Genomic DNA, 23,841 nt, shown 5'->3' with positions numbered 1-23,841 from the left:
CGACAAATCCGTTGTTCCTGACAAGCGTGCGGCAGGGCGTTGCTTCGGCCCGGAGCCATCCGGTTCCATTTCAGATAACTTTCCGTACTTCGCAGTCCTGCTAATCGACCGAACGCGGCCGCGATTCTAGATTCGCGGTGTTTGATCGGCTGCGGGTCGTTCGGTGCGACTAGCGACGCGGTTCAGTAGGACCGCGCTTGCCTGCTTCGCGCAGCAAAGCGCGGTCACAAGCGCATCAGTGCAGACGCGGCAGCGCGAAATCCTTGTCGTCGAATACGTGGCACGCGTGGGGTGCGAACGCCAACTCGACGCGTTCGTCGTGGTTCACGCCACCGTCGCCGGGCAGTTTGGCGATCATCGTGTTGCCGTCTCGCACGCCACCGTCCACGTGCACGTAGCTGTGCTCGCCCATCCGCTCGACCAGACGCACGGCGCAGCGAATCGACTGCACGCCGGGCTGCGCCGACGGCAGGGCGAGATGCTCCGGCCGGATGCCGAGCGTGACCTGCGAGCCGACGCGCTGCCTGCTGCCGTCGACCTCGGCGCGCACGCGCTCGCCCGTGGTCAGTTCGACCTGAATGCCCTTTTCGTCGACCGCGAGGACCGTGGCCGGCATGAAGTTCATCTTCGGCGAACCGATGAAGCCCGCGACGAAGCGGCTCTTGGGCCGGTGATACAGATCGAGCGGCGCGCCGATCTGCGCGATGCTGCCGTGTTTTTCCATGTCCGCGCCGGCGTGCAGCAGCACGATCTTGTCGGCGAGCGCCATTGCTTCGATCTGGTCGTGCGTGACGTACACCGCGCTCGCACGGTTGAACTCGCGATGCAAACGGGCGATTTCAGTACGCGTTTGCACGCGCAGCGCGGCGTCGAGATTCGACAGTGGCTCGTCGAACAGGAACACGCCCGGCTCGCGCACGATCGCGCGGCCGATCGCCACGCGCTGGCGCTGGCCGCCGGACAGCGCAGCGGGGCGGCGCTCGAGATAGCTGTCGAGTTGCAGTGCGGCAGCGGCGCTGCGCACTTTCTTGTCGATGATGGCCTTGTCGACTTTCGCCTGACGCAGACCGAACGCCATGTTCTCGTACACGCTCATATGCGGATACAGCGCGTAGTTCTGGAATACCATCGCTACCTGGCGCTTCGCGGGTTCGACGTTGTTCATCAGTTCACCGTCGATGCGCAGTTCGCCGTCGGTGATCGATTCGAGGCCGGCAATCATGCGCAGCAGCGTGGACTTGCCGCAGCCGGACGGCCCGAGGAACACGCAGAATTCATCCTTGCCGACTTCGAGGTTGGCGTCGCGGATCACCGAGTTACCGCTCGTATAGGACTTCTGTACGTTAGTGAGAGAGATGCTTGCCATGTCGTTTTTGCGAAGTTCGGTGTGCGGGCCACTGCGGCCCACACGATTCGAGGTGGTGTGCGATGCGGATCAGCCCTTGAGCGAGCCAGCCATCATCCCCTTGATCACGCGCTCCTGACCGAACGCGTAGGCAACGATCAGCGGCAACGAGGTGAGCACGAGGACGGACAGCATCGAAGGAATGTTCGACGCGTATTGCCCCATGAAGTCCCAGATCGCGAGCGGCAGCGTACGGTGCTCGGCCGTCGACGTGAGCATGTACGCGAAGATGAACTCGTTCCAAAGGCCAATGCCGTTGAAGATCGTCACAGTGGCGAGCCCCGGTGCCGAAAGCGGGAAGAAAATCCGCCAGAAGATGCGGAACGGACTGCAGCCGTCGAGCTGCGCCGCTTCTTCGAGCTCGCGCGGAATCTGGCGCATGAATTCGGTCAGGATGAAGATCGACACCGGCAGACTGAGCGCCACATACGGGCCGAGCAGCGCGAACGCGGTGTCGTAGAGGCCGAGGTTGCGCGTGAGCAAGTAGATCGGCACGAGCGTCGCATGCAGCGGCACGATCATGCCGGCGACCACCAGTCCGAACAGCGTCTTGTTCAGCGAGAAGCGCAAGCGCGCAAACACGTAGGCCGCCATCGCACTGATGATGACGATCAGCAGCACCGACACGCCCACCGTGAACACACTGTTACGGAAATAAGTGAAGAACGGCCCGTGCAGCACAGCCGCGTAATTGCCCCAGTACAGGTGGCTCGGGGGCGCCCACACGGACGTCGCGAAAGTCTCCTCCTGGCTCTTCAGGCTCGACGCGACCATGAAGAGAAACGGAATCGTCGTGACGGCCAGCCAGATCAATGCCAGCAGAGGAATCCCGACGCGGGGGAAGCGTAGTTTCTTGTTCATGGTTCAGACCTCGGTTGCATAACGGCGGGTGAAGTACATCGACACCGCCGCCACCGTGATGACGATAAGGAACATCGCCGAGCCGATGGTGCTGCCGTAGCCGAGTTGGAACGAACTAAACACCGTGCGATACATGTAGGTGGCCATCACCTCGGACGAGCCTTCGGGGCCGCCACCGGTCATGACGAAGACGAGATCGAAGTAACGCAGCGAGCCGAGCACGGACAGCAGCACTGCCGTGCGCACCGTGCCCTGCAGATGCGGCAGCTTGATACGCCAGAAAATGGTCCACTCGGATGCGCCGTCGAGCAGCGCAGCCTCGTTGACTTCCGCCGGCATCGACGAGAGCCCGGCGAGGAACAGAATCATGTAGAAAGGCGCGTTCTGCCAGATGATCACGGCAATCGTCGCGCCCAGCGAAAAATGCGGGTCGCCCAGCCAGTCCTTCGCGAGGCCATCGAGCCCGAATGCCTGCAGCGCGACGTTGACCGGACCGAAATTGGGATCGTAGATCTGCTTGAACAGCACGCCGATCGCCACGCTCGACATCAACAGAGGAAGGAAATAGAGAACCTTCAGCAAGCGCGAGCCACGGCCGGCCTTTTCCAGCAGCACGGCGAGCGCGAGCGCGATCGGAAGCTGGATGACGATCGACGAGACAGCAAGAATCACGTTGTTCTTCAGCGATTGCCAGAACACCGTGTCGTGCGCGAGCCGCTCCCAGTTCGCGAGCCCGATATAACGGGCAGTGTTGCCGAGGCCGTTCCAGTCGAGCAGCGACAGCCGCAGGCTGGAGACGAGCGGATAAAGCAGGAACACCGCCAGCAGCAGCAGCGACGGCGCAAGAAACACGACCGTGACTAACGTTTGCGACGAGAATCTCAGCCGGCGTTCGGGAGTAGCGGTAATTGCAATATTCACGGGCTTGTATGCCGACCGGCACCTCGCGGTGCCGGTCGGACTTTTCTTTGAGACTGGAGAAGATCAACCGCCCTTCTTCGAAGCGGCTTCCATTTGCTGCGCAGCAGCTTCAGGCGTCACCGACAGGCCGAACAGCGCCTGCGTCGTGTCCTTGTGCATTTCACCGAGAGCCGGCGGCAGTGCCTGGTCGTACCAGAGCTGCACGCTCGGAGCCGCGGCAAGCAGCTTCTGCAGACGCTGCGTGAACGGATCGTCGATCTTGACGTTATTGACCGGCGGGAGCTTATGGTCATCCGACGCGCGAGCCTGCATCGCCTGTTCGTCGGTCAGTGCCTGAATCAGCTTGAACGCTGCTTCCGGCGTCTTGCACTCGGCCGAGATGCTGAGGAAGCCATCGCCCACCGTGCCGATCAGATCGCGCGGATCACCCTTGCCACCCGGCACGCTCGGGAACGGGAAGAAGTCGAGATCCTTCGAGAACGTCGGATTTTCGTTGGCGATCGTCGAAGCTTCCCAGGCGCCCATCAGCTCCATGGCAGCCTTGCCGGTGTACAGCAGACGGCGCGAAGCGCCCGAGTCGTAATCAAGACCGTTGATGCCCGGTGCGAACGCGCCAGCCTTCACCAGTTCCTGAATGCGCTTGCCGGCTTCGACGAAGGCCGGATCTTCGAAGCCCTTGCCCTTGCCTTCGATCGCATCCTTCACGACTTGCGGACCACCGATACGGTCGACCAGGTACATGTAGTACATCGATCCGGTCCACTTGTTCTTGTTCGCGAGCGAGAACGCTGCAACGTTGTGCTGCTTCAGCACGTCGACGACGTGCATCAGTTCATCCCACGTCTTCGGCGGCGTGATGCCGTACTTCTTGAAAACTTCCTTGTTGTAAAAGATCACCGCGGCCGCTGCGTTTTCGGCAGCAACACCGTAGGTCTTGCCGTCGAATGTAGTGACATCCCACGACGATTGCATGAAGCGGTTGCGATACGCCGGGTCCTTGGTCAGGTACGGGGTCAGGTCGGCGATCTGGCCGGACTTCACGTACTCGTGCAGGCCGCCGCCGCCCCAGTTCTCGAACACGCACGGCGGTTGGTTCGCGCCGAAAGCGACCTTCAGCTTCGTCTTGTACGCTTCGTTCAGCACGTGCGAATTCTCGACCTTGTAGCCCGGAACCGCCTTTTCGAATCGATCCGACGCGTCGCGAATGATCTTGCTCGACGACGCATTGGTCTGCTGGTCCCATACCGTGATCGTCTTGGAGTCCGCCGCTAGGGCGTTCGAAACAACTGCAGACAACGAAAACAGCAGCGCCGTCGCGCCGACAATGGACCGCGCCTTAAACAACGCCGGGTACGCCATGTGTGTGTCCCCTCTTCTGGATTTTTAAGAAACCGCCGAAACGTTAACGTTAGCCTTAACGTTAGTGAATGTTAGGCCGATGCGGGAAGTAAGGCTATGCGGGATTTTACCTGGTCTCGGCGGGCTGCGACGCAACACTTGTATAAGATTGATTGATTGCGGGAAAGCGGAAATATACAGGGTTCTGCTAGAATAGCGACTACATAAACGGTATCGCTAACGCGATTAGCGAGTCGACCCATCCAATGACCTCTCGCACAGCTCCGACCCGCATGGCAAGACAAACCCCCACACTTGAGCACGTCGCCAAGCTTGCCGGGGTGTCCCAGATGACCGCATCGCGCGCTCTGAACGGCCGTCCTGGCGTGTCGCGCGAAACCCGTGACGAAGTACTGAGAATCGCGTCGGACATCGGTTACGTCGTCAACCGCACCGCGCAGAAACTGTCGGGTGGCCGCAATGGCATCATCGGCATCATCACGCCGACGCTCGACACGCAATTCTCCAGCGAACTGATTCTCGGCGCGGGCCGCGCGGCGCGTGGCGCGGGCTGCGAGATGCTGGTCTACACGGTGTTCGACGAAGATCGTCATACGCATCACGACCTGCTCGGACTGATCCAGCAATTCTCCGACGGCATCCTCGCGATTCTTCCGCGCGAGTCGCTGTGCCTCGAGGCGCTCGCCACCGCGAAGGTGCCGGTCGTCGTCGTCGATCAGCGCGGCACGCTGACGGGCTTCCCGTCGGTGTCGGTCGACAACTACGGCGGCGCCTGTCTCGCGGTCGAACACCTGGCGGAACTCGGTCACAAGCGCATCGCGTTTCTGGCGGGCGACGAAACGATCGAAGGTGTGCGCGACCGGCAACGCGGCTATCACGACACGCTGGCTCGTCTCGGCCTGCCGCGTGAAGACTCGCTGGTCGCCGCGGGCGACCTGTCGCAAATGATGGCGTTCGACGTCACGTTCGATCTGCTGAACCTCGCCGAGCCCCCCACCGCGATCTTCACGGCCAACGACCAGAGCGCGTTCGGCGTAATCGCCGCAATTCGCGAAGCCGGCCTACGCGTGCCGGACGACATCTCGGTGATCGGCTTCGACGACATCCCGATGTCCGAGCAGTTTCACCCGGCGCTCACCACGATCCGTCAACCGTTCCAGCAAATGGCGCGCTCGGCGGTCAACACGCTGCTCGCGCAAATCGCCGGGATCGACGCTGCTTCGCAGCGCATCACGCTGCCGGCGGAACTGGTGGTGCGCGATTCCACCGGCCCTGTCCGCATCAAGCAGCGCCGCGGCCGTCACCAGATCGTTTCGACGTAAGTCGCCGCGCGCACCTTCGCATCCGAAGTCACGAGCGTGCCGCCATGCGTGCGCGCGGTCGCGACGATCAGGCGTTGATGCAAGCTGAGCGAAGGCGGCAGCGTGGCCGCGCGAAACGCGATCTCGGTGTCGACCGGAATCATCCGCACGCCGTCTAGCGACAGAAACGTCGACATCCAGCTGCGCGCGTCCATCGACAGCCCGAGACTGCCGACCTTCACGAACTCCGCGATTTCGAACGCGCTGATCGCCGAGATCAGGATCTCGCCGCCGGCGAGCTCCCGATCGATCGCATCGTGCGCGGCCTGGCTCAGCGCTTTCTGCCTGCCGAGCCAGCACACGAGCGCAAGCGTGTCGAGCGTGATCATTACTCTTCCTGGTCGGCCGTGACCGGTTGCAACGCGCGTTTCAGATTGAAATGCGTAATCGACGCGCGCAGCAGCTCGAGCGGATTTTCCTGTTTGCTGCGATACGGCCGAATTTCGATGGTGGGCTGCCCGCGGTCGGTGACGACCACGGTTTCGCCCAATGCCTCGACCTGACGGAACAGCTCGCAGGCCCGGGACTTGAAGATGGCTTTAGATACTCGCTTTTCCATGACGCTCTCCACCCAGCAAAATTCCAACGGTTATTTTTTGTGTCGGGCCGACGCGCCCGCATCCGAACGCCCGCGATGCGCGGCCCGACATTCTTTATCAACCTTGCTCTCAGGCACTTCTTCCCAACCTACTGCCAGGAGCTCCCTCGAACTCCCGTCCGACTCGCGGCGACGATTGCCGTAACCGCGACACAGCCCGCACCGGTAGCGCCAATCCCTGCGCGCAACCGCTGCGCTTCCATCTAATCAATACGTTTTACGCAGAACGCTCCGGCCATACAGGGTCGTGCCGGATAGGAGCGCGACGCGTCTCGGGTTTCAATGTCTGCTCCGTGTTTTAGCTCTTTGAATAGATGTAAACAGCCGGAACGTTACCCTTAACGTTAGCGGATGTTAATGGCCCCTACTCGCCACCGCCATGCGGAGTTAACCTAAGTTCGGACCCACTATTCGGAACCACCCGACCCGGCCCCCAAAGCCAGGCCCAGCAAGGATGAAGCTCCGTGCAAGGCATAGACAGCAAAGCGTAATATTGATGCAAACCAACTAACGACATCCCTGCTTGTGCCTCACTCTTCGTCGTCCGATGCAGGCGGCCTCGATGAAGGCTCCGCATCGAAATGTACGATCCACGCATGCAGCGATTCGCGCGGCTTCTTCAACCTTCCTCGCTGCTGCGGCGCTCGTTCGATAGCCGATTGCCCGCGGTCCGCGGCAGCCGCCGTTTCACCAGGCGTCTGCGCATTCCGCTGCCCGGACGGGCCGCTAGCCGCGGCCTCGCCATCGTCCTTCGCTACATTTTTCTCCATCGCGCTATCCGCCATCGGTGTGCTGGTGCTCGCTCGTCGGCATCGGCCTGTCAAACGACCGCGCCTACGTCCTCGCCGACTTTGGGTCGCGAGAGACTCACCGCGGCGCCGTTCGCATCGAACAGCGTGACCGACGACGACGCCACCTTGATCCCGACGCGCGCGCCGACCGCATGCTGCGCGTCCTTCTTGTCGAGCTTCAGCGTGATCGCGTGCGCCATGCCATCGAGTCGCGCATGCAGCAGCGACACGTCGCCGAGATGCTCGACCAGTTCGACATGCGCGGCGAGACCGTCGTCGAGCGAGCCGATGTCCAGATGCTCGGCGCGCACCCCCAGCGTCAGCTCGCCGCTCAGCGACTGCGCCGACCGGCCGGGCAGCACGATGCGCTGGCTCGCGCCGGCGAGCGCCACGACGGTTTGCGTATCGCTTTGCGACACCAGCGTCGCGGCCAGCATGTTCATCTGCGGCGAGCCGATGAAGCCGCCGACGAAGCGGTTCGCCGGTCGCTCATACAGTTCGAGCGGCGCGCCGGTCTGCTCGATGTGGCCTTTGTTGAACACGACGATCTGCTGGCCGAGCGTCATCGCCTCGACCTGATCGTGGGTGACGTAGATCATCGTCGTGCCGAGTTCGCGATGCAGCTTCGCGAGTTCGATACGCATCTGCACGCGCAGCGCCGCATCGAGATTCGACAGCGGTTCGTCGAACAGGAACACGCGCGGCTTGCGCACGATCGCCCGTCCGATCGCGACGCGCTGGCGCTGGCCGCCCGACAGCGCCTTCGGTTTGCGCTCGAGCAGATGCGTGATCTGCAGAATCTCGGCAGCACGGCCCACCGCCTCGCGCACTTCGTTTTTCGACTTGCCCGACAGCTTCAGCGAAAAGCCCATGTTTTCCGCGACCGTCATGTGCGGGTAGAGCGCGTAGCTCTGGAACACCATCGAGATACCGCGATCCGTAGGCTGCAGATCGTTGACGCGTACGCCGTCGATCAGAATGTCGCCGCCCGTTATCGACTCGAGCCCCGCGATCATGCGCAGCATCGTCGACTTGCCGCAGCCCGACGGTCCCACGAAGACCGTGAACTGGCCGTCCGGGATATGCAGATCGATGCCCTGAATCACCTGCGGTCCTTCGCCATACGTCTTCGAGACGTTGCGCAATACGAGTTCGCCCATTTGATGCCTCCTCCTCCTCAGTCCTTGTACTTGCAGACCCCGCGTGACGCTATCCCACTGCCCCACTACTGTCGCGCCACGCGAGGTTCGGTGCGCCCGCCGCCGGGCGTGCGCGTCAGCGCACGGCCGCGACGCCGGCGTGTTGCGCGATCACGTCGCGATACCACAACGCGCTGTCCTTCAGCGTGCGCTCCTGGCTCGCATAGTCGACGTAGACCATGCCGAAGCGCTTGTCGTAGCCCGACGCCCATTCGAAGTTGTCCATCAGGCTCCAGGCGAAATAGCCGGCCACGTCGACGCCCTGTTTCACCGCGTCCGACAACGCGGCCAGATGCAGGTCGTAGAAGCGCACGCGCTCGGCGTCATGCACGCGGCCGTTAGCCAGCACGTCCTTGGCCGCGCAGCCGTTCTCGGTGATGTAGATCGGCGGCAGCTTGTAGTCGGCGTTGATGCGGGTCAGCAATTCGGTGAGGCCTTGCGGATAGACTTCCCAATCCATGTCCGTGAAGCCGAGCACGCCCGGCGGACGCTTCTCGCCCGATGCGCTCGCGAAGATGCGCGTGTAGTAGTTGATGCCGAGGAAGTCCATCGGCGTGCCGATCACATCGAAATCGCCGCTCAGGATCGCCTCTTGCGGACCGTTCGCGCCGTACCATTCCAGCGCCTCGGCCGGATACTCGCCCTTGAACAGCGGGTCCATGTACCAGCGCACGAACTTCGCGTATTCGAGCGACGCGGCGGCCTGGTCTTCAGGCGAATCCGTCGCGCCGTGCGCCGGCGACTGGTTCAGGACGATGCCGAGCGGCGCCTTCACGCCATCGGCGCGCAACGCCTGCAACGCGAGACCGTGCGACAGCAGCAGATGGTGCGCGACGTGCGCGGCTTTCTTCAGATCGGCGTTGCCCGGCGCGAAATAGCCGGTCGCGTTGCCGAGCCATGCGGTGCACCACGGCTCGTTGTGCGTCGCGATCGATGCAACGCGGTCGCCGAGCACGCTGCCGATCTTGCGCGCATAGTCCGCGAAGCGATAGGCGGTGTCGCGGCTTTCCCAGCCGTTTTGCGTATGCTGCAGCGACAACGGCAGGTCCCAGTGATAAAGCGTCGCGAACGGCTGGATGTCGCGCTCGAGCAATCCGTCGACGAGGCGCTCGTAGAACGCGAGACCCTTTTCGTTGAATGCGCCGCGGCCGGTCGGCTGCACGCGCGGCCACGCGATCGAGAAGCGATAAGCATTGACGCCGAGTTCAGCCAGCAGATCGAGGTCTTCCTCGAGAAGGTGATAGTGATCGCATGCGACATCGCCGTTCTCGCCGTTCACGACCTTGCCCGGCACTTGGCAGAACGCGTCCCAGATCGACGGGCCACGGCCGTCCTCATGCGCTGCGCCTTCGATCTGATAGGAACTGGTGGCCACGCCCCAGACGAAGTCTTCGTTGAATCGATACGTCGACATAAATGTTGTTGTCCCGAATGGTCATGCCCGCCAGGGCGTGAAAATGAAAGGAAAAATCTCAGGCCTTGACCGCGCCGGTCGTCAGACCGTCGATCAAACGCCGCGAGGTGAACGCAAACAGCACGAGCAACGGCAGCACCGCGACCGCGGAACCCGCCATCACCGCGCCCCAATCCGAATTGGTCGGGCTTTGCAGAATGCGCAGCGCGAGCGGCAGCGTGTACATCGACGGCGAACGCAGCACGACCAGCGCCGACAGAAAGTTGTTCCATGCCTGAATGAAGCTGATCAGCCCGAGCGTGCCCAGCGCCGGTCCCAGCAGCGGCATCACGATGCTCCAGTAGATGCGGAATTCACCGCAGCCATCGATGCGCGCCGCCTCGATCAGCTCGGATGGGATCGCCGATGCGACGTACTGGCGCATCAGGAACACGCCGAGCGCGGCGGCCGCGCCTGGCACATACAGCGCGCGCGGCTGATCGATCCAGCCGAGCAGGTTCATCGTCATGAAGGTCGGAATCATGCTGAGGAACGGTGGCACCAGCATCGCGGTCAGCGCGATCGCGAACAGCGTCTTCTTGAAGCGGAACTCGTACATCGCGAACGCGTAGCCGGCCATCGACGTGACCAGCAGCGTCAGCACGGTTTGCATCGCGGCCGTATAGAAGCTCCAGCCGAGATTGCGCCAGAACGGAATGTGCCGCATCAGCGAGGCCATGTTGTCGAGAAACGCGCTGCCGAACCACAGCGGGGGCGGCATCGAGAAAATCTCGGAGCTGGTGTGCGTCGCGAACACGAACATGAAGTAGAACGGCGAGAACATCAGCAGCGCGCCGGCCACCACGATCGCATAGCCGATATAGCGGCCCTTGTTGTTCGACGATTTCATCGCTGTGTCTCCTCGTTCATGCCGCTGCGGTGAAAGATCCGCGTGTTCAACCACATCAACGCACCGATCGAGATGAACAGCAGCCATGCGATCGAACTCGCGGTGCCGAAATCACCGTCGTGGAATGCGGTGCGATACATATAGACGGCCGTCGTCAGGCCGGACTGGCTGGTACCCATGCCTTCGTTCGGCAGCAGGATGAACGGCTCTTCGAACAGTTGCAGCCCGCCGATGATCGACAGCGTGACCGCGAAGAAAATCATCGGCTTGATCAGCGGAATCGTGATGCGGGTGAACTGTTGCCAGCCGTTCGCGCCGTCGATGCGTGCGGCCTCGTACAGGTCTTTCGGAATGGTTTGCAGCGCCGACAGATACAGCACCGTGTTCCAGCCGACATAGCGCCAGAAGATCACCACCGACACCGCCGGCTTGACGTTCTTCGGGTTATATAGCCACTCGATCGGATGCGCGGGTACGATCCAGTGCAGGCCGGGCAGCTTGCCGAGCTCGGCGATCGCGAGATTGATCATGCCGAAGTCGGTCGAATACAGCGACGAGAAGATCAGTGCGATCGCAACGCTCGACGTGATGAACGGCAGGAAGTACAGGCCGACCATCAGGTTGCGCCAGCGGCGAAACGCGGTTTGCAGAAAGAACGCCAGCGGCAGCGCCACCAGATGCTGCGGAACGCCGGACATGATTGCCATCGACGCGGTGTTGTACAGCGACTTCCAGTACCACGGGTCGGTCAGCGTGAACGTGAAGTTCGACAGACCCACCCACTTCATGCTCGCGAGCCCTGCCGTCGCGTCCCAGCTCTGGAACGACAGGTACAGCGAAAACAGCAGCGGAAATGCCATGAACAGCGCGAACAGCAGGAAAAACGGGCCGAGAAACAGGTAGGGTGCGACCTTCACCGGATCGAGCCGCGAAGTTTTGCGCGGCGCGGCGAACGGCGTGGGCGAGCTCAGCACATCGCTCACGCGTGCATCGCGGGCGACCTCTTCGGTCGTGGGCAGCGGAGTGTTCATCAATAGTTCCGTCCAGTCGGGCGTGGGGCGGGTCTTCGATGACCGGCCACGCTGTTTGCAGCAGACTTGCAGCGCACTGCGAGACACTTCGGCCGCGGCACGCAGCGTGCCGCGACCTTGCGTCAATACCGCTTAACGGCGGACCCGATGGGCGATCTGGTCCTGCGCTTCCTGCAGCGCGGTATGCACGTCTGCGCCATCGTCGACGACCTTGTCGAGCGCCGAGTGCACCGCTTCCTCGGCGACCTGGTCGAACTTGCTGCGCTGGATCGCCGGGATGTGCGATGCCGCATCACGCCAGATCAAACGCGCCTTCTCGTCGCCGAGGAACGCGACCGGCTCGGCGAAGAACGAATCGGTCTGCGCGGAGAGCAGCGACGGGAATGCGTCGATCGAACGGAACGAGGCGAGCTGCGTTTCCTTGCGGGTCGTCAGGAACTTGATGAATTCCCACGACATCGGCTTTTGCGTCGCTTTCACCGGAATCGACCAGAACGTGCCACCGAACGATGCGTACGCGTTATTCGGCAGATTGGCCGCGCGCCACAGGCCCTTCGTGTCCGGTGCGATCCACGACGACAGGTGGCCGCCGAGCCATGCGCCCATCATTTGCGTCGCGACGGTGCCGCGCTTGAAGCTCTCGGCCCATTCGTTCGACCACGGCGTGATCTTCGCGTCGAGACCGAGCTCGCGCGCTTTCTTCGCGAGTTCGAACGCCTTCACGAAACGGGGTGACGTGACGATCGGATTGCCGGCCTTGTCGAAGTACACGCCGTCGCCTTCCTTCAGGTCGGCGCGAATGTAGATGTCCTCGATATCACGCGACGATGCCATCAGATACGCACCCGTCGCCTTCTTGATCTTCACGCCAGCTGCCAGATACGAGTCCCACGACTTCGTCAGATCGGCTTCGGTCACGCCCGCCTTGTCGAGAATGTCCTTGCGATAGAACAGCGTGCCCGGACCGATATCGGCCGGCATGCCGACGATCGAGCCGTCCTGCGTGGTCGCCTGCGCGAACGTGTAGTTGATGAACTGGCTCTTGTACTGGCCCGCCGCTATACGGCGCCTTCGACAAATCTTCGAGACCCCCGCCCGCCGCAAAGCGGCCGATGAAGCCGACCTCGACCGCCATCACGTCGGGCAGATTCGAGCTCGTCGCGAGAGCGGTGGTCATCGCGTTGTGGTGATCGGCGATCTGGAGCGACGACACCTTGACGTCGACGTCCGGATGCAGCTTCTTCCACTCCGGCAGCGCGTCCTTGATTTCCTGATCCAGCTTCGGAAAGACCGCGACGTTCAACGTGGTGTTGGCGTGCGCGCCGACTGCGGCCAGGCTGAGCAGAACGGCGGCGGCAGAGCCTGAAAAGCGGAATTTCATTACTCGTCTCCTAAAAAACCTGTTTGAACTGCATTTGATGAATACCCGGTTGCTGCGACCTGCTTCCCCTGTTGTCTTTGGTGCTGCTTTGCTTGGTGCTGCTTTGCTTGGTGCCGAATGTGCTGCTGAATCTCTGCTTGACTGTCGATACCTGAAAGCGCTTTCACGCCGAGGCGAAAAAAGAGCCGCTACACATGCGTATCCCCCCGCTCTACCGGCGGGGTGATTCGCCGCGTGGTTTCACGCGTCACGAGCGTGAGCGGGATCGGGCTGAGTGCGATCGACTGCTTGCGGATCATTTGCACGATGCCCTGCGCGGCGAGTCGGCCGATTTCATAAGTCGGCTGGCGAACCGTCGTCAAAGGCGGCGTCATGTACGACGAAGTCGGCAGATCATCGAAGCCGACCAGCGACACGTCGTCCGGCACCCGCACGCCGCGGCGGAACATCGCGAGGCGCGCGCCGTACGCGGTCTGATCGTTTGCGCAGAACACCGCGCTGAACGATGGATGGCGCGCCATTAGGCGCTCCATCGCGGCGACGCCACCCGTTTCGAGGTAATCGCCCTGCTCGACGAGGTCGGCATCGAAGCCGATGCCCGCTTCCTCGAGCGCGGTCCGGTAGCCGACGAGGCGCTCGATCGCATCCTCGTGACTGGCCGGCCCTGCGATGAACGCGATCTCGCGATGGCCTTGCTCGATCAGATGATGGGTCGCGTCGCGCGCGCCCTGCATGTTGTCGATCGGCAGGCCCGCGAGCGTTGCGCTGTTGTGCACCGAGCGGCCCAATACGAGCATCGGTGCGTGCCGCGAGTAGTCGGTCAACGTCGACTCATCGAGTTGCGCGTGCAGCAGGATGATTCCGTCGACGCGCCGCGCGATGAACTGTTCGAGGCGCGCCTTTTCGTCGGCGATGTTCCAGCGGCTGCTCACGAAGATTGGCGTAAAGCCTGGCTCGGAAAGCGACTCTTCGATACCGCGCAGCCACTCGGCGTAAAACGGGCTCGATACGGCCTGTGTCAACACGCCGATCGTTTCGGTCCGGCCGCTCGCGAGACTGCGCGCGAGCACGTTCGGCCGATAGTTGAAACGCGCGATTGCCTCCTCCACCGCCTGCTGCTTGGCGGGAAGCACACGCGCAGAACCGTTCAGGATCCGCGATACGGTGCTCGGAGAAACGCCGGCCGCGCGCGCGATGGCCTCGAGCGTCACGTTGGGCGCAACGGGTACGTTGGGTACCTTGGGCGCGCCGGGGTTGTCGTTTGAGCCGTCGTGGGTCATGAGTTCTGCCCGAATCCTGTGATGAAAGCGCTTTCAGATATGAAGAAACGCAGTTCGTCCGATGATGAAATCGAAAAAGCAGCCGATGCGACGAGGGTGGAGGAGGCGTCGCACCGGCCTCTCTATGAAAGAGAAAGAAACAGTCCTTGAAACAAAGAGATCACTACGATTGCTGATCAGGCAACCTCAACTCAGAACGAATGCATGATCCCGGCGAAGACCCCAGTCTGGCTTTGACCATAGTTCGGGTTGCTGTTCGACGACGTGCCCGTCACCGGATTGAAGTTGTTGTTGCCGTACGGCCCGTTACCGAGGTTCAGGTTCGACGTCGAGCTGTTGTGCACATAGCCCGCTTCCGTGTACAGGAACGTGCGCTTCGACAGCGCGTACGTGCCGGCGAGCGTGAACAGCGTCGCGTTGCCGTTGCCGTTGTTCGCGTTCGCGTGGTAGACCGCGGCCGTCAACAGCGTGGGTGCCGTGACCTGCCATGCGGCGCCGAACCATTCGTGGTTCACACTGGTCGGCGCGCTGACGCCGAGCGGCTGCGACGCATTGGTCACGCCCACGCTCGCGTTGGTTGCGTCAGGCGCGCTCAGGTGCTGGTAGCCAGCGTACAGCTTGACCGGACCGAGTACGTACGTACCGCCCGCGAGAACGTAGCGCGAAGCGGAGTACACGTTGTTGAACGTGCCGTTGGCGCCGCGCACTTCGTCGTAGATCACCCGGAAGTCGCCCGAGCCCCACGTATAGATACCCTCAACCGCGTTCGTACGACCTTGGCCGGTCGGCACGCCCGCCGCGTTGACCGGCGCCGAGTTCCAGCTCGTGTTGTTGGTCAGCGAATACTGGCCCTTCAGCACGAGGCCGCCGAACAGCACCGGCGAGTTGTACTCCGCGCCGTTGCTGGTGCTCGTCCAGTTACGGCCGCGCACCAGGGTCGAGATCGCGTAGCGCTGCATCACCTGTGGGTCGGTGCCCCAGCTGTCCTGCGCCAGTTCGCCGGCGCCGAGGTTACCGATCTTGAACAGACCCCAGCTGTCGTTCGTAAAGCCCACCGTTGCGTGACGGCCGAACAGATTGCCCGCCGATGCACCAGTCATCGTATTGAGCTGACCCTCCAACTGGAAGATCGTCTTCGTGCCGCCGCCGATGTCTTCAGAACCGATGAGGCCAAACCACGAGCAACCCCAATCGCCGCTTTGGGCTGACCACTGGTGGCCGCCCGGGAGGCCGGTTTCAAACTGGATGCCGTTGTCGATACGGCCGTACAGGGTGACGCTGCTCTGCGCATGAGCCACCGTCGTCGCGGCTGCCATCACAGCCACAGCAATAAGCTTCTTCTTCATTTAGATATCCTATATATATTTTGGCGTCTCCAAGCCGCACAGGACGCACGCGTTCTCACACGTTTCCCCTCTTGCCGAAATGTTCGCGTCGTATCCGCATCACATTTCGAGGCGATTATAGGGATGACCTTGCGCCGCGCATCGAACTAACGGCTCAGGGAAAACGCTGTTATCGATAACAGTTGCGCGCCGCCCGATCCCGCAGTAGCACCCTGCTTTGTGACCATTACGTGATGGTCACAAGCGTCGGAACTCCGTTTGAATTCACGAACCGAGAGGATGCGCAAACCCGTCTCGCGCGTCGCTCAGCACTCGCTTAACAAGGGAAGCGCACTCAAATGCAAGAAAAATCTCGCGCTTGTTGTTGCGAAGATGCAACGACCCGGCTGGCGTGCATTGACGGTTTGCGCTTGACGAACCGGCGTCGGAGCAGTCAGCAGCGGCGGACATTAGCGACTATCATCAATGCATACGATGCCGGGCAACGAGCCGGGCTCAGCCGCATTGCAGGCTGAGTGCGGGATTGTCAGCGCATCCGTCTGGCTCTCGCGCTCCGTCACGAACGCTCCAACCAGCTCCCATCCCTCGGCTCTCGCTGTTCCCCGCCACGCCGCGCCTGCGGCGTCCCGCTCGAACACGCTGCCCTTGCGAACTTTTCTGCGGGCGACGGCTTGACCGCCCAACGCCCCCAACTGGCCAAACCTCGACGCGCAATCGCGATAACCGCGACGCAAGCAGTGAAAGAGGGGTTTTGTCCAATGCACTTCCGAGGCCTCGCATTGAGTCGGACCGGAAGATTTGCCGGCGGATTTTGCCGGCACACCTTGGTGCTAATAAGGAGGTATCGTGAAAACAACCCTTGTTTCTACGCTCGCGTTGCTGATTTCAGGCGCAATCGCGCCGGTTGCCTATGCCCAGGATTCGCAAGCCACCGACCAACAACTCGCTCATAGCGTGCGGGTTGCGGAGGCGCACAGCGGCGTCGGGATGTCACATGTGTTTGTCTTTGCCCACTCCGGGCAAATCATGCTGCTCGGATTTGTGCCCGAGCGGGAGCATGTCGCGCGTGCCGAACGGGCTGCGATGTCGGTGCCCGGCGTCACCTCGGTGGACAACCGGCTCACGCCCGACGGTGGCTCGTTGAACGGGCATTGAGATCGAACTGAATCGCGGCGCGCGGACGACGATTGAAGCAGACCCCGCGCGTTGAAGGGATTCGGTTTTTCTGTTCCGCCAGTTGGATTGGATGACTGGCGCCCTGTTTTCGCACGGTCAGCCGCGCGGCCGGTTTGTGCACCCCTACCTGAAAGCGCTTTCATCCCGTGCCGGGTCAAACCGGTCGACTCGACGCTCATCTACCTTTCGTCATCCCCTTGATCTGTCGGGTAAATCCCTCATAGCGGGGACGCGGCACGCTGCTTAACATCGTCACTGTTACCGATAACGTTACAAGTAGTTAGAAAAGCAGCCGAACCGGCATTTGCTCACAGGAGACCAGGAGTGCGTCCTCTAAGGACCTCGATGCGCATGCTCTGCGCAGCCGCCACCATTTGTACGCTCACATGCACCGCAAGCTGCGCGCTCGACCAGGCGGCCGTCGCTCATGACGGCCCGCCGCTCGCCGCGGCGCCCGCCGAAACGCTGCCGCCTCTGCGCAATATGATGGCCGCGCACTTCAAGGTCGGCGCGGCCATCGAACCAGATTCGATCGACAGCCCCGCCGACGCGACGCTGATCGCCGCTCAGTTCTCGAGCCTGACCGCCGAGAACAAGATGAAGCCGGGCACGATCGGCGTCGCGGAAGGCAAGTACAACTTCGAGCCGGCCGACAGGATCGTCGCGTTCGCTCGGGCGCACGGCATTGCAGTGCGCGGCCATACGCTCGTGTGGCACTTCAGGGCCGGCGGCTGGACCGAGGCGCCGGACTGGTTCTTCGCCGGCGATCCGAAAGATCCGCACTATCGCGACATCGTCGCGAAGCGGCTCGATCGATACATAACCGACGTCGTCACACACTTCCGAGGCAAGGTTTATGCGTGGGACGTCGTCAACGAAGTGATCAGCGATGATCCGCATCAGGTCTATCGCGAAGACAGTCCGTGGTATCGCGCTCTCGGCAAGGACTACATCGCGATCGCGTTCCGCGCGGCGCGCGCGGCGGACCCGGACGTGAAGCTCTATATCAACGAGTACAACACCGACGACCCGCTCAAGCGCGCAAAGCTGGTCGCCGTGATCCGCGACTTGCGAGCGCAGGGGGTGCCGATCGACGGTGTCGGGCATCAGATGCACATCAGCGTGAACTGGCCGCCACTGCCGAACATCAAGCAGGCATTCGACGACGTCGCCGCGCTAGGCCTCGAAAACCAGGTAACCGAGCTCGACATGAGCCTCTATGCCGATCCGGGAGAATGCTGGAGCAATCCGCATGCGTGTCTGCCAGACCTCGGCCATCCGGTTCCGAACGACATCATGCGTGCGCAGGCCGAGCGTTATCGCGCGGTGTTCGCCCTATTCGAGCAGGAGCCAAGCATCAAGGCGGTGACGTTCTGGGGCTACTCGGACAAGCACACGTGGCTGACGTCGGAGCCGGTGCCGCGCAACAACCTGCCGCTGCCGTTCGATGCGAACCTGAAGCCGAAAGCGGCGCTGTGGACGATCGTCGATTCGTCGTATCAGCCGTAATGTCGGTCCTCGCGCGGAAGAGCGGATGGCGATCCACACCTCAAGGCTCGTCCGAGCCCGCCTCCTCGAGCGCGTTCAGGTCTGGCGCGAAATCGTCGCGCGGACCGCCCGCCGTTTCGTGCGTGCGCGGCGGTGACTTGACCACCGGCGGCGGCATTTTGCCGATGCCTTCGTCGATCCGCTGCAGCAGATACGGGAAGAACGGATTCGACGCGATGCGGAACATCGAATCGAGCGTCAGAATCAGCGTGCCGCGTTCGCCGCGCGGCGCGAGCGTGCCGAGGTTCTCGTTGAAGTTCTCCGAATCGTCCGGCGCGATGCCGTACAGTGCGTCGGTGATCGGGAAAGGAATCGCCACGTGCGACAACGAGAAAATATCCTGTGGATAATCGATGTCCAGCGGCTTCTCGCGTTTTTGCACTTCTCCCGCATAAACGCTGCGCTCGACGGTATGCGCCGAATCCGGCGACACGTTGGCGATCACCGTCGTGCGATAGTTCTGCGGACCGATGCGCAGCAGTCGCGAGAGCGCCGTGTACGACGCGTTGCGTAGGAAGGTCCTGAAACGCACGCTGCGGTTCACGTCGAACAGCACGACTTCGCTGCCGTTCTCAGGCAGTTTGTCGTAGAGCAACGACATCACCGCCGGCGTGCTGACCGTGAAATCCGTCACCGACTGGAACGTCAGAATAGGAGGCAACGAATCGAGCCGGTTCTCGCGCTCGAGGCGCGCAATCTGTTCCTGAATCACGCTCGTGAGGAGATAGGACTGCCGCGCGCCATTTACAGGAAACGAGTTGTACTTGAACGGGTTGAACTCCGGCACGATGCCGAGCCACGCGGCGCGGGCGAAGGCCGGCAGCACCGCGGGCAATCCGGCGAGACCGGCAAAGCGCGCGTAGCGCGTAACGCCGATCATCGGCGAGATCAGCACGACGCGTGTCGGACGCGCGAGCGCGGGATTCTCGATCGCGTCGAGCGCATATTGCAGCGCGAGCGCGCCGCCGTTCGAAAACCCGACCAGCTCGATCGGCTTGTCCGGCCCCACGCGACGTCGCGCTTCGCGTACCGCGAGCCGCGTGGCTGCGGTCCAGTCCTTCCAGTGCACGTCGGTGAGCCCCGCCGGCACCGTGCCATGTCCCGGCAAGCGGATGCCGATCGCGACAAAACCGCGATCGCGATATCGACGCGCGATATGCCGCATGCTATACGGCGCATCCGTCATGCCGTGCAGCAGCACGACCGCACCGACGGGTGGGCCCGACGGTTCGAGAATGTACGAGCGATTCCAGTTTTCGGCGAAATTCCACGGAAAGATCGGCGAGCCCTCGTAATAACGGTTCGCCGCAATGCGCTCGGACGGCCGGATCTTATCGACGACATTGACGCGCACGTCTTCGAAAATCCGGTTTTCCGCCTTGATGTACGCGTTCCAGTCGGCGGTGTCCATTTCTTCGACGGTCATTTCGCGCGGCACATAGGTGTGCCATACCGACAGCTCTGGCCCGCGCTGCGAATACCACGCGCGTAGTCCCAATGCGAGCACCGCCAGCAGCACCACGACCCATGCACTTATCTTTATTACCTTCAGCGACGTGCGCAGCATTCGTGTTCTCTTGATGAGATGAAGGTTGCACCGCGCGCAGGCTGCTCTCTGCGTGGTGTGCGCATGCCGTCATCGCGACGGCTTCCGGTGTGGATATCCTAAGGGCTTTTAATCAGCGGTTCAAACTTTGTCGTCGGAGCGCGCGGCGCGGCATCGACGAAGACTGTGTATGACCGGATGATTGGCACGGCATGCTGGAGAGGCAAGATATGCCCGCGATGCTTCCGAGCTCGCTTCGCCCGACGCCTATGTGCTGCCCATCAAGGCCACATCATCGGGCCGTGCGCGTCAATAACGAAAAGCCGGCACGCAATCCGTGTCGCGCCCCGGCTTGCCTGCTCGCTGGCAATGACTAACGGCCGCGGATATTGCCGGCCACGCCGCCCGCCGCGCCGCCGATGATCGCGCCGGTCCACGCGTCGCCGCCAGAGATCGCCGCGATGCCCGCACCGGCGCCCGCGCCGAGTGCCGCGCCGCCTATCGTTCCCTGCGTCCGCGGGCTCATGTCCGTGCAACCGATCATCGCAGCCAGCGCGCTAATACTGACGATCCACCCAAGTCGTTTCATGATCGTTCTCCTTATTGATTTTTCTTCAGGCCGGGCACGACCATCTGGAACCAGAGAGTCTCGATCACCGGGTGCTGGATCATCGTGGGATTGGCCGCGTAGTAGCTGTCGAGGCCTTGACGCACGCTGTCGAGTGTCTGGCCTTGCATGCCCTTGCCGAAGCGCTGCGCGATGTCATTGCTGTTCGCCGTGTTGCCGGCATAGGCGCGCTCGATGTCGATCACATTCGAGATACCGACCAGATACGCTTTCTTCTGCTCGTCGGTCGACTGCATCCATTGCTGACCCGTGACGATTGGAATGTTTTCCGCACGCGCGACGTTGCCCATCATTGCCAGCGACAGAAAAGTCACAGATAACAGCGTTCGCCATTGTGGTTTGCTTGCCATCACATACTCCAGGGAAGTTATGTTCTCCAGCGGCCGGCCGGCGACCGCATCCGGCGGTGTCGATCGCGTTATTTGGAAGAGTGGTCCGTGGGTCTCGTCGATTCTCCTTTCAGGTTCATCGGTCGGCGTAGTTCGCCGGTTCAGGTTCTATTAGCGTTGAGTCGTATCAGCGAATAGACACCTTGATGGCAGAAAATCTCGTGACGGATTGGAGTGATTTGCACACATGCTGTGTGCGCGCAACGATTGGAATCGCGTTGGCATCGCCGCGTAACGCACGCTATAGAGTCTACAGCCTTTTCTGCAATTTCCAAGCTCATTTCCGCTCGATGCACGCCGCGTGAAATTTGCGTCAATTTCATTCGACGAGCGAAACGAATGCGATGCAATGCGCGTCAACATTCATCGGTTATCCTGCGCTCGATTGGGCGCTGGCGATATTGCTGGCGATTTTTATCGATGGCTATTCAGTGTTCTATCCACGCAATCCGAACACGGTTTCTTCTTCCTTTCGTGAATGTTCGTCTTCCTGATTGGATCGCATTAATTGAAAACGATGTGAATCTGTCGATTTACGTTCGGGACGCTTGCGTTCTGGCATTACATGCGATTTTCTATTGATGCGTTTGTCCATCATCTTCATCGGTGAACAGCGGATCTCAGGCCGTCGTCTGCCGGCTAACGGGGCTCCGGTCGATCACACCTTGCCTGCGGCGGTTGGCTGCGCAGCAGCGAAGGGGTGGCGGTGCGCGGTTGACCGTTAGTTGCGTGATGGCTGGCGTGAAAGGGACAGCGTTTCAAATGATTCCGCGCTCACCATTAACAGTCTTTAGCTTGTATTTGCTAAATACAGCATATAGACTGTATGCGCAATCTACAGGTTTTGACCTGTTACGCCGCCGCAGCCGAACCGGAGATCCACCGTGGACTACGCGATCAAGACACTGAGCCAGCTCAGACCGATCCTGCAGGGCTTCAGGAAGGCCGCCGGGCTCACTCAAACCGCGATGGCCGCCCATCTCGGCGTCACCCAACAGACCTACGCGCAACTCGAAGCGAATCCCTCGGCCGTCAGCGTCGAACGGCTTTTCAGGGTGTTACGGGTCTTGCAGGTCGATCTGAAGCTCACTCCGAGCGGATCGACGCAAAGCGTGGCCGTGGAAGACGCGCCGCCGGCCGCAGCAAAAGGCAACGCCATACGCGCCACGCGCACGCAAGCTGCGGCGCAGCGCGCGGCGACGACATCGCCCGGCGAGGCCAGCGACCGCGCCGCAGCCCAGGCATCGGGCACCAGCGCCAAAGCGACCAAATCCGCCAGCACCGCCCAAAAGCCCAAAGCGGTCAAGCCCGCCAAGGCAACCAAAGCGGCCAGCACGAGCGAGAAACGGGAGGACTGGTAAGCATGGCGCGCAGCACACCGAACCGTCTGAACCTATGGATGAACGGCCTGCGGGTCGGCGCCTGGGAAACGGCACGCAGCGCCGAACGTCTGACCTATGCCGACGAATGGATTGACGATCCGCAAGGACGGCCGCTATCGCTATCGCTGCCGTTCACACCAGGCAATCAACCGTATCGCGGCCAGATCGTCGCCGACTATTTCGACAATCTGCTGCCCGACAGCGAACCGATCCGGCGCCGTATCGCCGCGCGCTACCGGACCGGCAGCACCACGCCGTTTGCGTTGCTCACCACGCTCGGACGCGACTGCGTCGGCGCTCTGCAACTGCTGCCGCCGGACGAAGAGCCGAATGACCTGACGAGCATCCACGGCCGCGAACTCAGCGACAGCGACATCGCGGCGCTGCTGCGCGGCACGACGACGGCGGCGCCGCTCGGGCAGCACGATCCGCTTGAAGACCTGCGTCTGTCGATCGCCGGTGCGCAGGAAAAAACCGCGCTGCTCCGTCATCACAACCGCTGGCTGCTGCCCGAAGGCAGCACGCCGACCACGCACATCTTCAAGCTGCCGCTCGGGCTCGTCGGCAACATGCGCGCCGATATGCGCACGTCGGTGGAAAACGAATGGCTGTGCTCGCGGATCGTCGCGGCTTACGGCCTCCCGGTCGCGCGTTGCGAAATCGCGCGATTCGACGAACAGAAGGTATTGATCGTCGAGCGCTTCGATCGCCGTTTGTCGAGCGACGCCACGTGGATCGTGCGTTTGCCGCAGGAGGACATGTGCCAGGCCACTGGTACGTCGGCGCTGCACAAGTACGAGTCCGACGGCGGACCGGGCATCGAGGCGATCATGGAGATACTCGCGGGCTCCGCCCGCGCGACGACGGACCGCCGCAACTTCTTCGCGACGCAGTTGGTTTTCTGGCTGCTCGCCGCGACCGATGGCCACGCGAAGAACTTCAGCATCGCGCATCTGCCCGGCAATCGCTACGAAGCCACGCCGCTCTACGACGTGCTGTCCGCGCATCCGATCATCGGCAGCGGTGCGGGACGTCTCGCGGCGCAAAAAGTAAAACTGGCGATGGCGGTTCGCGGCAAGAACGTCCACTACCTGCTCAATCAGATCCAGCGCCGGCATTGGGTCGCAGAAGGACAGCGCGTGGGCTTTTCCGCCACCGATGTCGATGCGCTGGTCGATCAGTTGAGCGCGCAAACGGAGACGGTGATCGATACCGTCTCGTCGCGACTGCCCCCCGATTTTCCGCTGGACGTGGCCGATGCGGTCTTCGACGGCATGCGCCGGTTGAACCGGAAGCTTGCGCAGTAAAGCTCCGCCATCGCCTGACCAGCGCGCGG

21 protein-coding genes and 1 pseudogene are annotated in these 23,841 nt (G+C 62.0%); 5 read left to right on the top strand and 17 right to left on the bottom strand.

The window, feature by feature from the left end; genetic code table 11:
- Window positions 1-235: 235 nt before the first annotated feature.
- From QFZ91_RS00710 to QFZ91_RS00695, 4 genes are all read right to left on the bottom strand, one after another.
- Entirely contained in the window at window positions 236-1,366 is a 1,131-nt protein-coding gene (locus QFZ91_RS00710; RefSeq protein WP_368718126.1) for an ABC transporter ATP-binding protein, read from the bottom strand.
- A 69-nt stretch (window positions 1,367-1,435) separates the two neighbouring features.
- A complete protein-coding gene (locus tag QFZ91_RS00705) occupies window positions 1,436-2,266 on the bottom strand; it encodes a carbohydrate ABC transporter permease (protein WP_429565874.1) in 831 nt (276 codons plus the stop codon).
- A 3-nt stretch (window positions 2,267-2,269) separates the two neighbouring features.
- Window positions 2,270-3,187 carry a carbohydrate ABC transporter permease gene (locus QFZ91_RS00700; RefSeq protein ID WP_368367179.1) on the bottom strand — a complete coding sequence of 306 codons (918 nt, stop codon included), beginning with the start codon at window positions 3,185-3,187 and terminating at the stop codon, window positions 2,270-2,272.
- Window positions 3,188-3,250: 63 nt separating this feature from the next.
- Entirely contained in the window at window positions 3,251-4,546 is a 1,296-nt protein-coding gene (locus tag QFZ91_RS00695) for an extracellular solute-binding protein (protein ID WP_176365350.1), read from the bottom strand.
- Between the two features lie 245 nt (window positions 4,547-4,791).
- Between QFZ91_RS00695 and QFZ91_RS00690 the strand changes: the two genes are divergently transcribed.
- Window positions 4,792-5,868: a LacI family DNA-binding transcriptional regulator gene (locus tag QFZ91_RS00690; RefSeq protein WP_368367178.1), complete on the top strand. Its 1,077-nt coding sequence runs from the start codon at window positions 4,792-4,794 to the stop codon at window positions 5,866-5,868.
- Here QFZ91_RS00690 and QFZ91_RS00685 read toward each other — a convergent pair.
- From QFZ91_RS00685 to QFZ91_RS00640, 10 genes and pseudogenes are all read right to left on the bottom strand, one after another.
- Window positions 5,847-6,236, bottom strand: coding sequence for a type II toxin-antitoxin system VapC family toxin (locus tag QFZ91_RS00685; protein ID WP_429565873.1), 390 nt, complete (start codon window positions 6,234-6,236; stop codon window positions 5,847-5,849). The two genes, QFZ91_RS00690 and QFZ91_RS00685, sit on opposite strands and share 22 nt — an antisense overlap.
- Entirely contained in the window at window positions 6,236-6,466 is a 231-nt protein-coding gene (locus tag QFZ91_RS00680) for a type II toxin-antitoxin system Phd/YefM family antitoxin (RefSeq protein WP_368716858.1), read from the bottom strand. Before QFZ91_RS00680 ends, QFZ91_RS00685 begins: the two co-directional genes overlap by 1 nt.
- 859 nt (window positions 6,467-7,325) lie before the next feature.
- Window positions 7,326-8,456: an ABC transporter ATP-binding protein gene (locus QFZ91_RS00675; RefSeq protein WP_176378549.1), complete on the bottom strand. Its 1,131-nt coding sequence runs from the start codon at window positions 8,454-8,456 to the stop codon at window positions 7,326-7,328.
- Window positions 8,457-8,571: 115 nt separating this feature from the next.
- On the bottom strand, window positions 8,572-9,909 hold the full coding sequence (locus tag QFZ91_RS00670) for a GH1 family beta-glucosidase (RefSeq protein WP_429442586.1): 1,338 nt from the start codon (window positions 9,907-9,909) through the stop codon (window positions 8,572-8,574).
- Between the two features lie 58 nt (window positions 9,910-9,967).
- Window positions 9,968-10,798 carry a carbohydrate ABC transporter permease gene (locus QFZ91_RS00665; RefSeq protein WP_184227006.1) on the bottom strand — a complete coding sequence of 277 codons (831 nt, stop codon included), beginning with the start codon at window positions 10,796-10,798 and terminating at the stop codon, window positions 9,968-9,970.
- The gene (locus QFZ91_RS00660; protein WP_176121538.1) at window positions 10,795-11,829 is read right to left on the bottom strand and encodes a carbohydrate ABC transporter permease; all 1,035 of its coding nucleotides are present in this window, start codon (window positions 11,827-11,829) and stop codon (window positions 10,795-10,797) included. The genes QFZ91_RS00665 and QFZ91_RS00660 overlap by 4 nt, the downstream gene beginning before the upstream one ends.
- Window positions 11,830-11,961: 132 nt before the next feature.
- A complete protein-coding gene (locus QFZ91_RS00655) occupies window positions 11,962-12,810 on the bottom strand; it encodes an ABC transporter substrate-binding protein (protein ID WP_429565872.1) in 849 nt (282 codons plus the stop codon).
- A 145-nt stretch (window positions 12,811-12,955) separates the two neighbouring features.
- A pseudogene (locus tag QFZ91_RS00650) lies at window positions 12,956-13,210 on the bottom strand (sugar ABC transporter substrate-binding protein); the annotation flags it as partial.
- 188 nt (window positions 13,211-13,398) lie between these two features.
- Window positions 13,399-14,490: a LacI family DNA-binding transcriptional regulator gene (locus QFZ91_RS00645; protein ID WP_429565871.1), complete on the bottom strand. Its 1,092-nt coding sequence runs from the start codon at window positions 14,488-14,490 to the stop codon at window positions 13,399-13,401.
- Between the two features lie 191 nt (window positions 14,491-14,681).
- Window positions 14,682-15,836: a porin gene (locus tag QFZ91_RS00640; protein ID WP_176111578.1), complete on the bottom strand. Its 1,155-nt coding sequence runs from the start codon at window positions 15,834-15,836 to the stop codon at window positions 14,682-14,684.
- 846 nt (window positions 15,837-16,682) lie between these two features.
- Between QFZ91_RS00640 and QFZ91_RS00635 the strand changes: the two genes are divergently transcribed.
- Both QFZ91_RS00635 and QFZ91_RS00630 read left to right on the top strand, forming a co-directional pair.
- Window positions 16,683-16,991 (top strand): BON domain-containing protein, encoded by a 309-nt coding sequence (locus QFZ91_RS00635; protein WP_176121534.1) that lies wholly within the window; start codon window positions 16,683-16,685, stop codon window positions 16,989-16,991.
- Window positions 16,992-17,357: 366 nt separating this feature from the next.
- Window positions 17,358-18,521, top strand: coding sequence for an endo-1,4-beta-xylanase (locus QFZ91_RS00630; RefSeq protein WP_429565870.1), 1,164 nt, complete (start codon window positions 17,358-17,360; stop codon window positions 18,519-18,521).
- A gap of 40 nt (window positions 18,522-18,561) precedes the next feature.
- Here QFZ91_RS00630 and QFZ91_RS00625 read toward each other — a convergent pair whose 3' ends face one another.
- The 3 genes from QFZ91_RS00625 to QFZ91_RS00615 form a co-directional block, all read right to left on the bottom strand.
- Window positions 18,562-20,127, bottom strand: a complete 1,566-nt coding sequence (locus tag QFZ91_RS00625; RefSeq protein WP_429565869.1) for an alpha/beta hydrolase — start codon at window positions 20,125-20,127, stop codon at window positions 18,562-18,564.
- A 352-nt stretch (window positions 20,128-20,479) separates the two neighbouring features.
- Window positions 20,480-20,695, bottom strand: coding sequence for a hypothetical protein (locus tag QFZ91_RS00620; protein WP_429565868.1), 216 nt, complete (start codon window positions 20,693-20,695; stop codon window positions 20,480-20,482).
- A gap of 11 nt (window positions 20,696-20,706) precedes the next feature.
- Window positions 20,707-21,084 (bottom strand): hypothetical protein, encoded by a 378-nt coding sequence (locus QFZ91_RS00615; RefSeq protein ID WP_176121532.1) that lies wholly within the window; start codon window positions 21,082-21,084, stop codon window positions 20,707-20,709.
- 923 nt (window positions 21,085-22,007) lie between these two features.
- On the opposite strand from QFZ91_RS00615, the gene QFZ91_RS00610 reads away from it, so the two are divergent.
- Both QFZ91_RS00610 and QFZ91_RS00605 read left to right on the top strand, forming a co-directional pair.
- Window positions 22,008-22,484, top strand: coding sequence for a helix-turn-helix transcriptional regulator (locus tag QFZ91_RS00610; protein WP_429565867.1), 477 nt, complete (start codon window positions 22,008-22,010; stop codon window positions 22,482-22,484).
- 2 nt (window positions 22,485-22,486) lie between these two features.
- The gene (locus QFZ91_RS00605; protein WP_429565866.1) at window positions 22,487-23,812 is read left to right on the top strand and encodes a type II toxin-antitoxin system HipA family toxin; all 1,326 of its coding nucleotides are present in this window, start codon (window positions 22,487-22,489) and stop codon (window positions 23,810-23,812) included.
- The last annotated feature ends 29 nt before the right edge of the window (window positions 23,813-23,841 follow it).

This window comes from Paraburkholderia sp. JPY419, assembly GCF_050435705.1.
Lineage (GTDB): Bacteria > Pseudomonadota > Gammaproteobacteria > Burkholderiales > Burkholderiaceae > Paraburkholderia > Paraburkholderia youngii.
This window is presented reverse-complemented; position numbering and strand designations above follow the sequence as displayed.

Coding starts and splice junctions, on each gene's coding strand:
- QFZ91_RS00710 (WP_368718126.1), bottom strand. CDS start 1,366: ATGGCAAGCATCTCTCTCACTAACGTACAGAAGTCCTATACGAGCGGT.
- QFZ91_RS00640 (WP_176111578.1), bottom strand. CDS start 15,836: ATGAAGAAGAAGCTTATTGCTGTGGCTGTGATGGCAGCCGCGACGACG.
- QFZ91_RS00660 (WP_176121538.1), bottom strand. CDS start 11,829: ATGAACACTCCGCTGCCCACGACCGAAGAGGTCGCCCGCGATGCACGC.
- QFZ91_RS00675 (WP_176378549.1), bottom strand. CDS start 8,456: ATGGGCGAACTCGTATTGCGCAACGTCTCGAAGACGTATGGCGAAGGA.
- QFZ91_RS00645 (WP_429565871.1), bottom strand. CDS start 14,490: ATGACCCACGACGGCTCAAACGACAACCCCGGCGCGCCCAAGGTACCC.
- QFZ91_RS00630 (WP_429565870.1), top strand. CDS start 17,358: ATGCGCATGCTCTGCGCAGCCGCCACCATTTGTACGCTCACATGCACC.
- QFZ91_RS00655 (WP_429565872.1), bottom strand. CDS start 12,810: ATGCCGGCCGATATCGGTCCGGGCACGCTGTTCTATCGCAAGGACATT.
- QFZ91_RS00605 (WP_429565866.1), top strand. CDS start 22,487: ATGGCGCGCAGCACACCGAACCGTCTGAACCTATGGATGAACGGCCTG.
- QFZ91_RS00695 (WP_176365350.1), bottom strand. CDS start 4,546: ATGGCGTACCCGGCGTTGTTTAAGGCGCGGTCCATTGTCGGCGCGACG.
- QFZ91_RS00625 (WP_429565869.1), bottom strand. CDS start 20,127: ATGCTGCGCACGTCGCTGAAGGTAATAAAGATAAGTGCATGGGTCGTG.
- QFZ91_RS00680 (WP_368716858.1), bottom strand. CDS start 6,466: ATGGAAAAGCGAGTATCTAAAGCCATCTTCAAGTCCCGGGCCTGCGAG.
- QFZ91_RS00685 (WP_429565873.1), bottom strand. CDS start 6,236: ATGATCACGCTCGACACGCTTGCGCTCGTGTGCTGGCTCGGCAGGCAG.
- QFZ91_RS00665 (WP_184227006.1), bottom strand. CDS start 10,798: ATGAAATCGTCGAACAACAAGGGCCGCTATATCGGCTATGCGATCGTG.
- QFZ91_RS00620 (WP_429565868.1), bottom strand. CDS start 20,695: ATGAAACGACTTGGGTGGATCGTCAGTATTAGCGCGCTGGCTGCGATG.
- QFZ91_RS00670 (WP_429442586.1), bottom strand. CDS start 9,909: ATGTCGACGTATCGATTCAACGAAGACTTCGTCTGGGGCGTGGCCACC.
- QFZ91_RS00705 (WP_429565874.1), bottom strand. CDS start 2,266: ATGAACAAGAAACTACGCTTCCCCCGCGTCGGGATTCCTCTGCTGGCA.
- QFZ91_RS00615 (WP_176121532.1), bottom strand. CDS start 21,084: ATGGCAAGCAAACCACAATGGCGAACGCTGTTATCTGTGACTTTTCTG.
- QFZ91_RS00690 (WP_368367178.1), top strand. CDS start 4,792: ATGACCTCTCGCACAGCTCCGACCCGCATGGCAAGACAAACCCCCACA.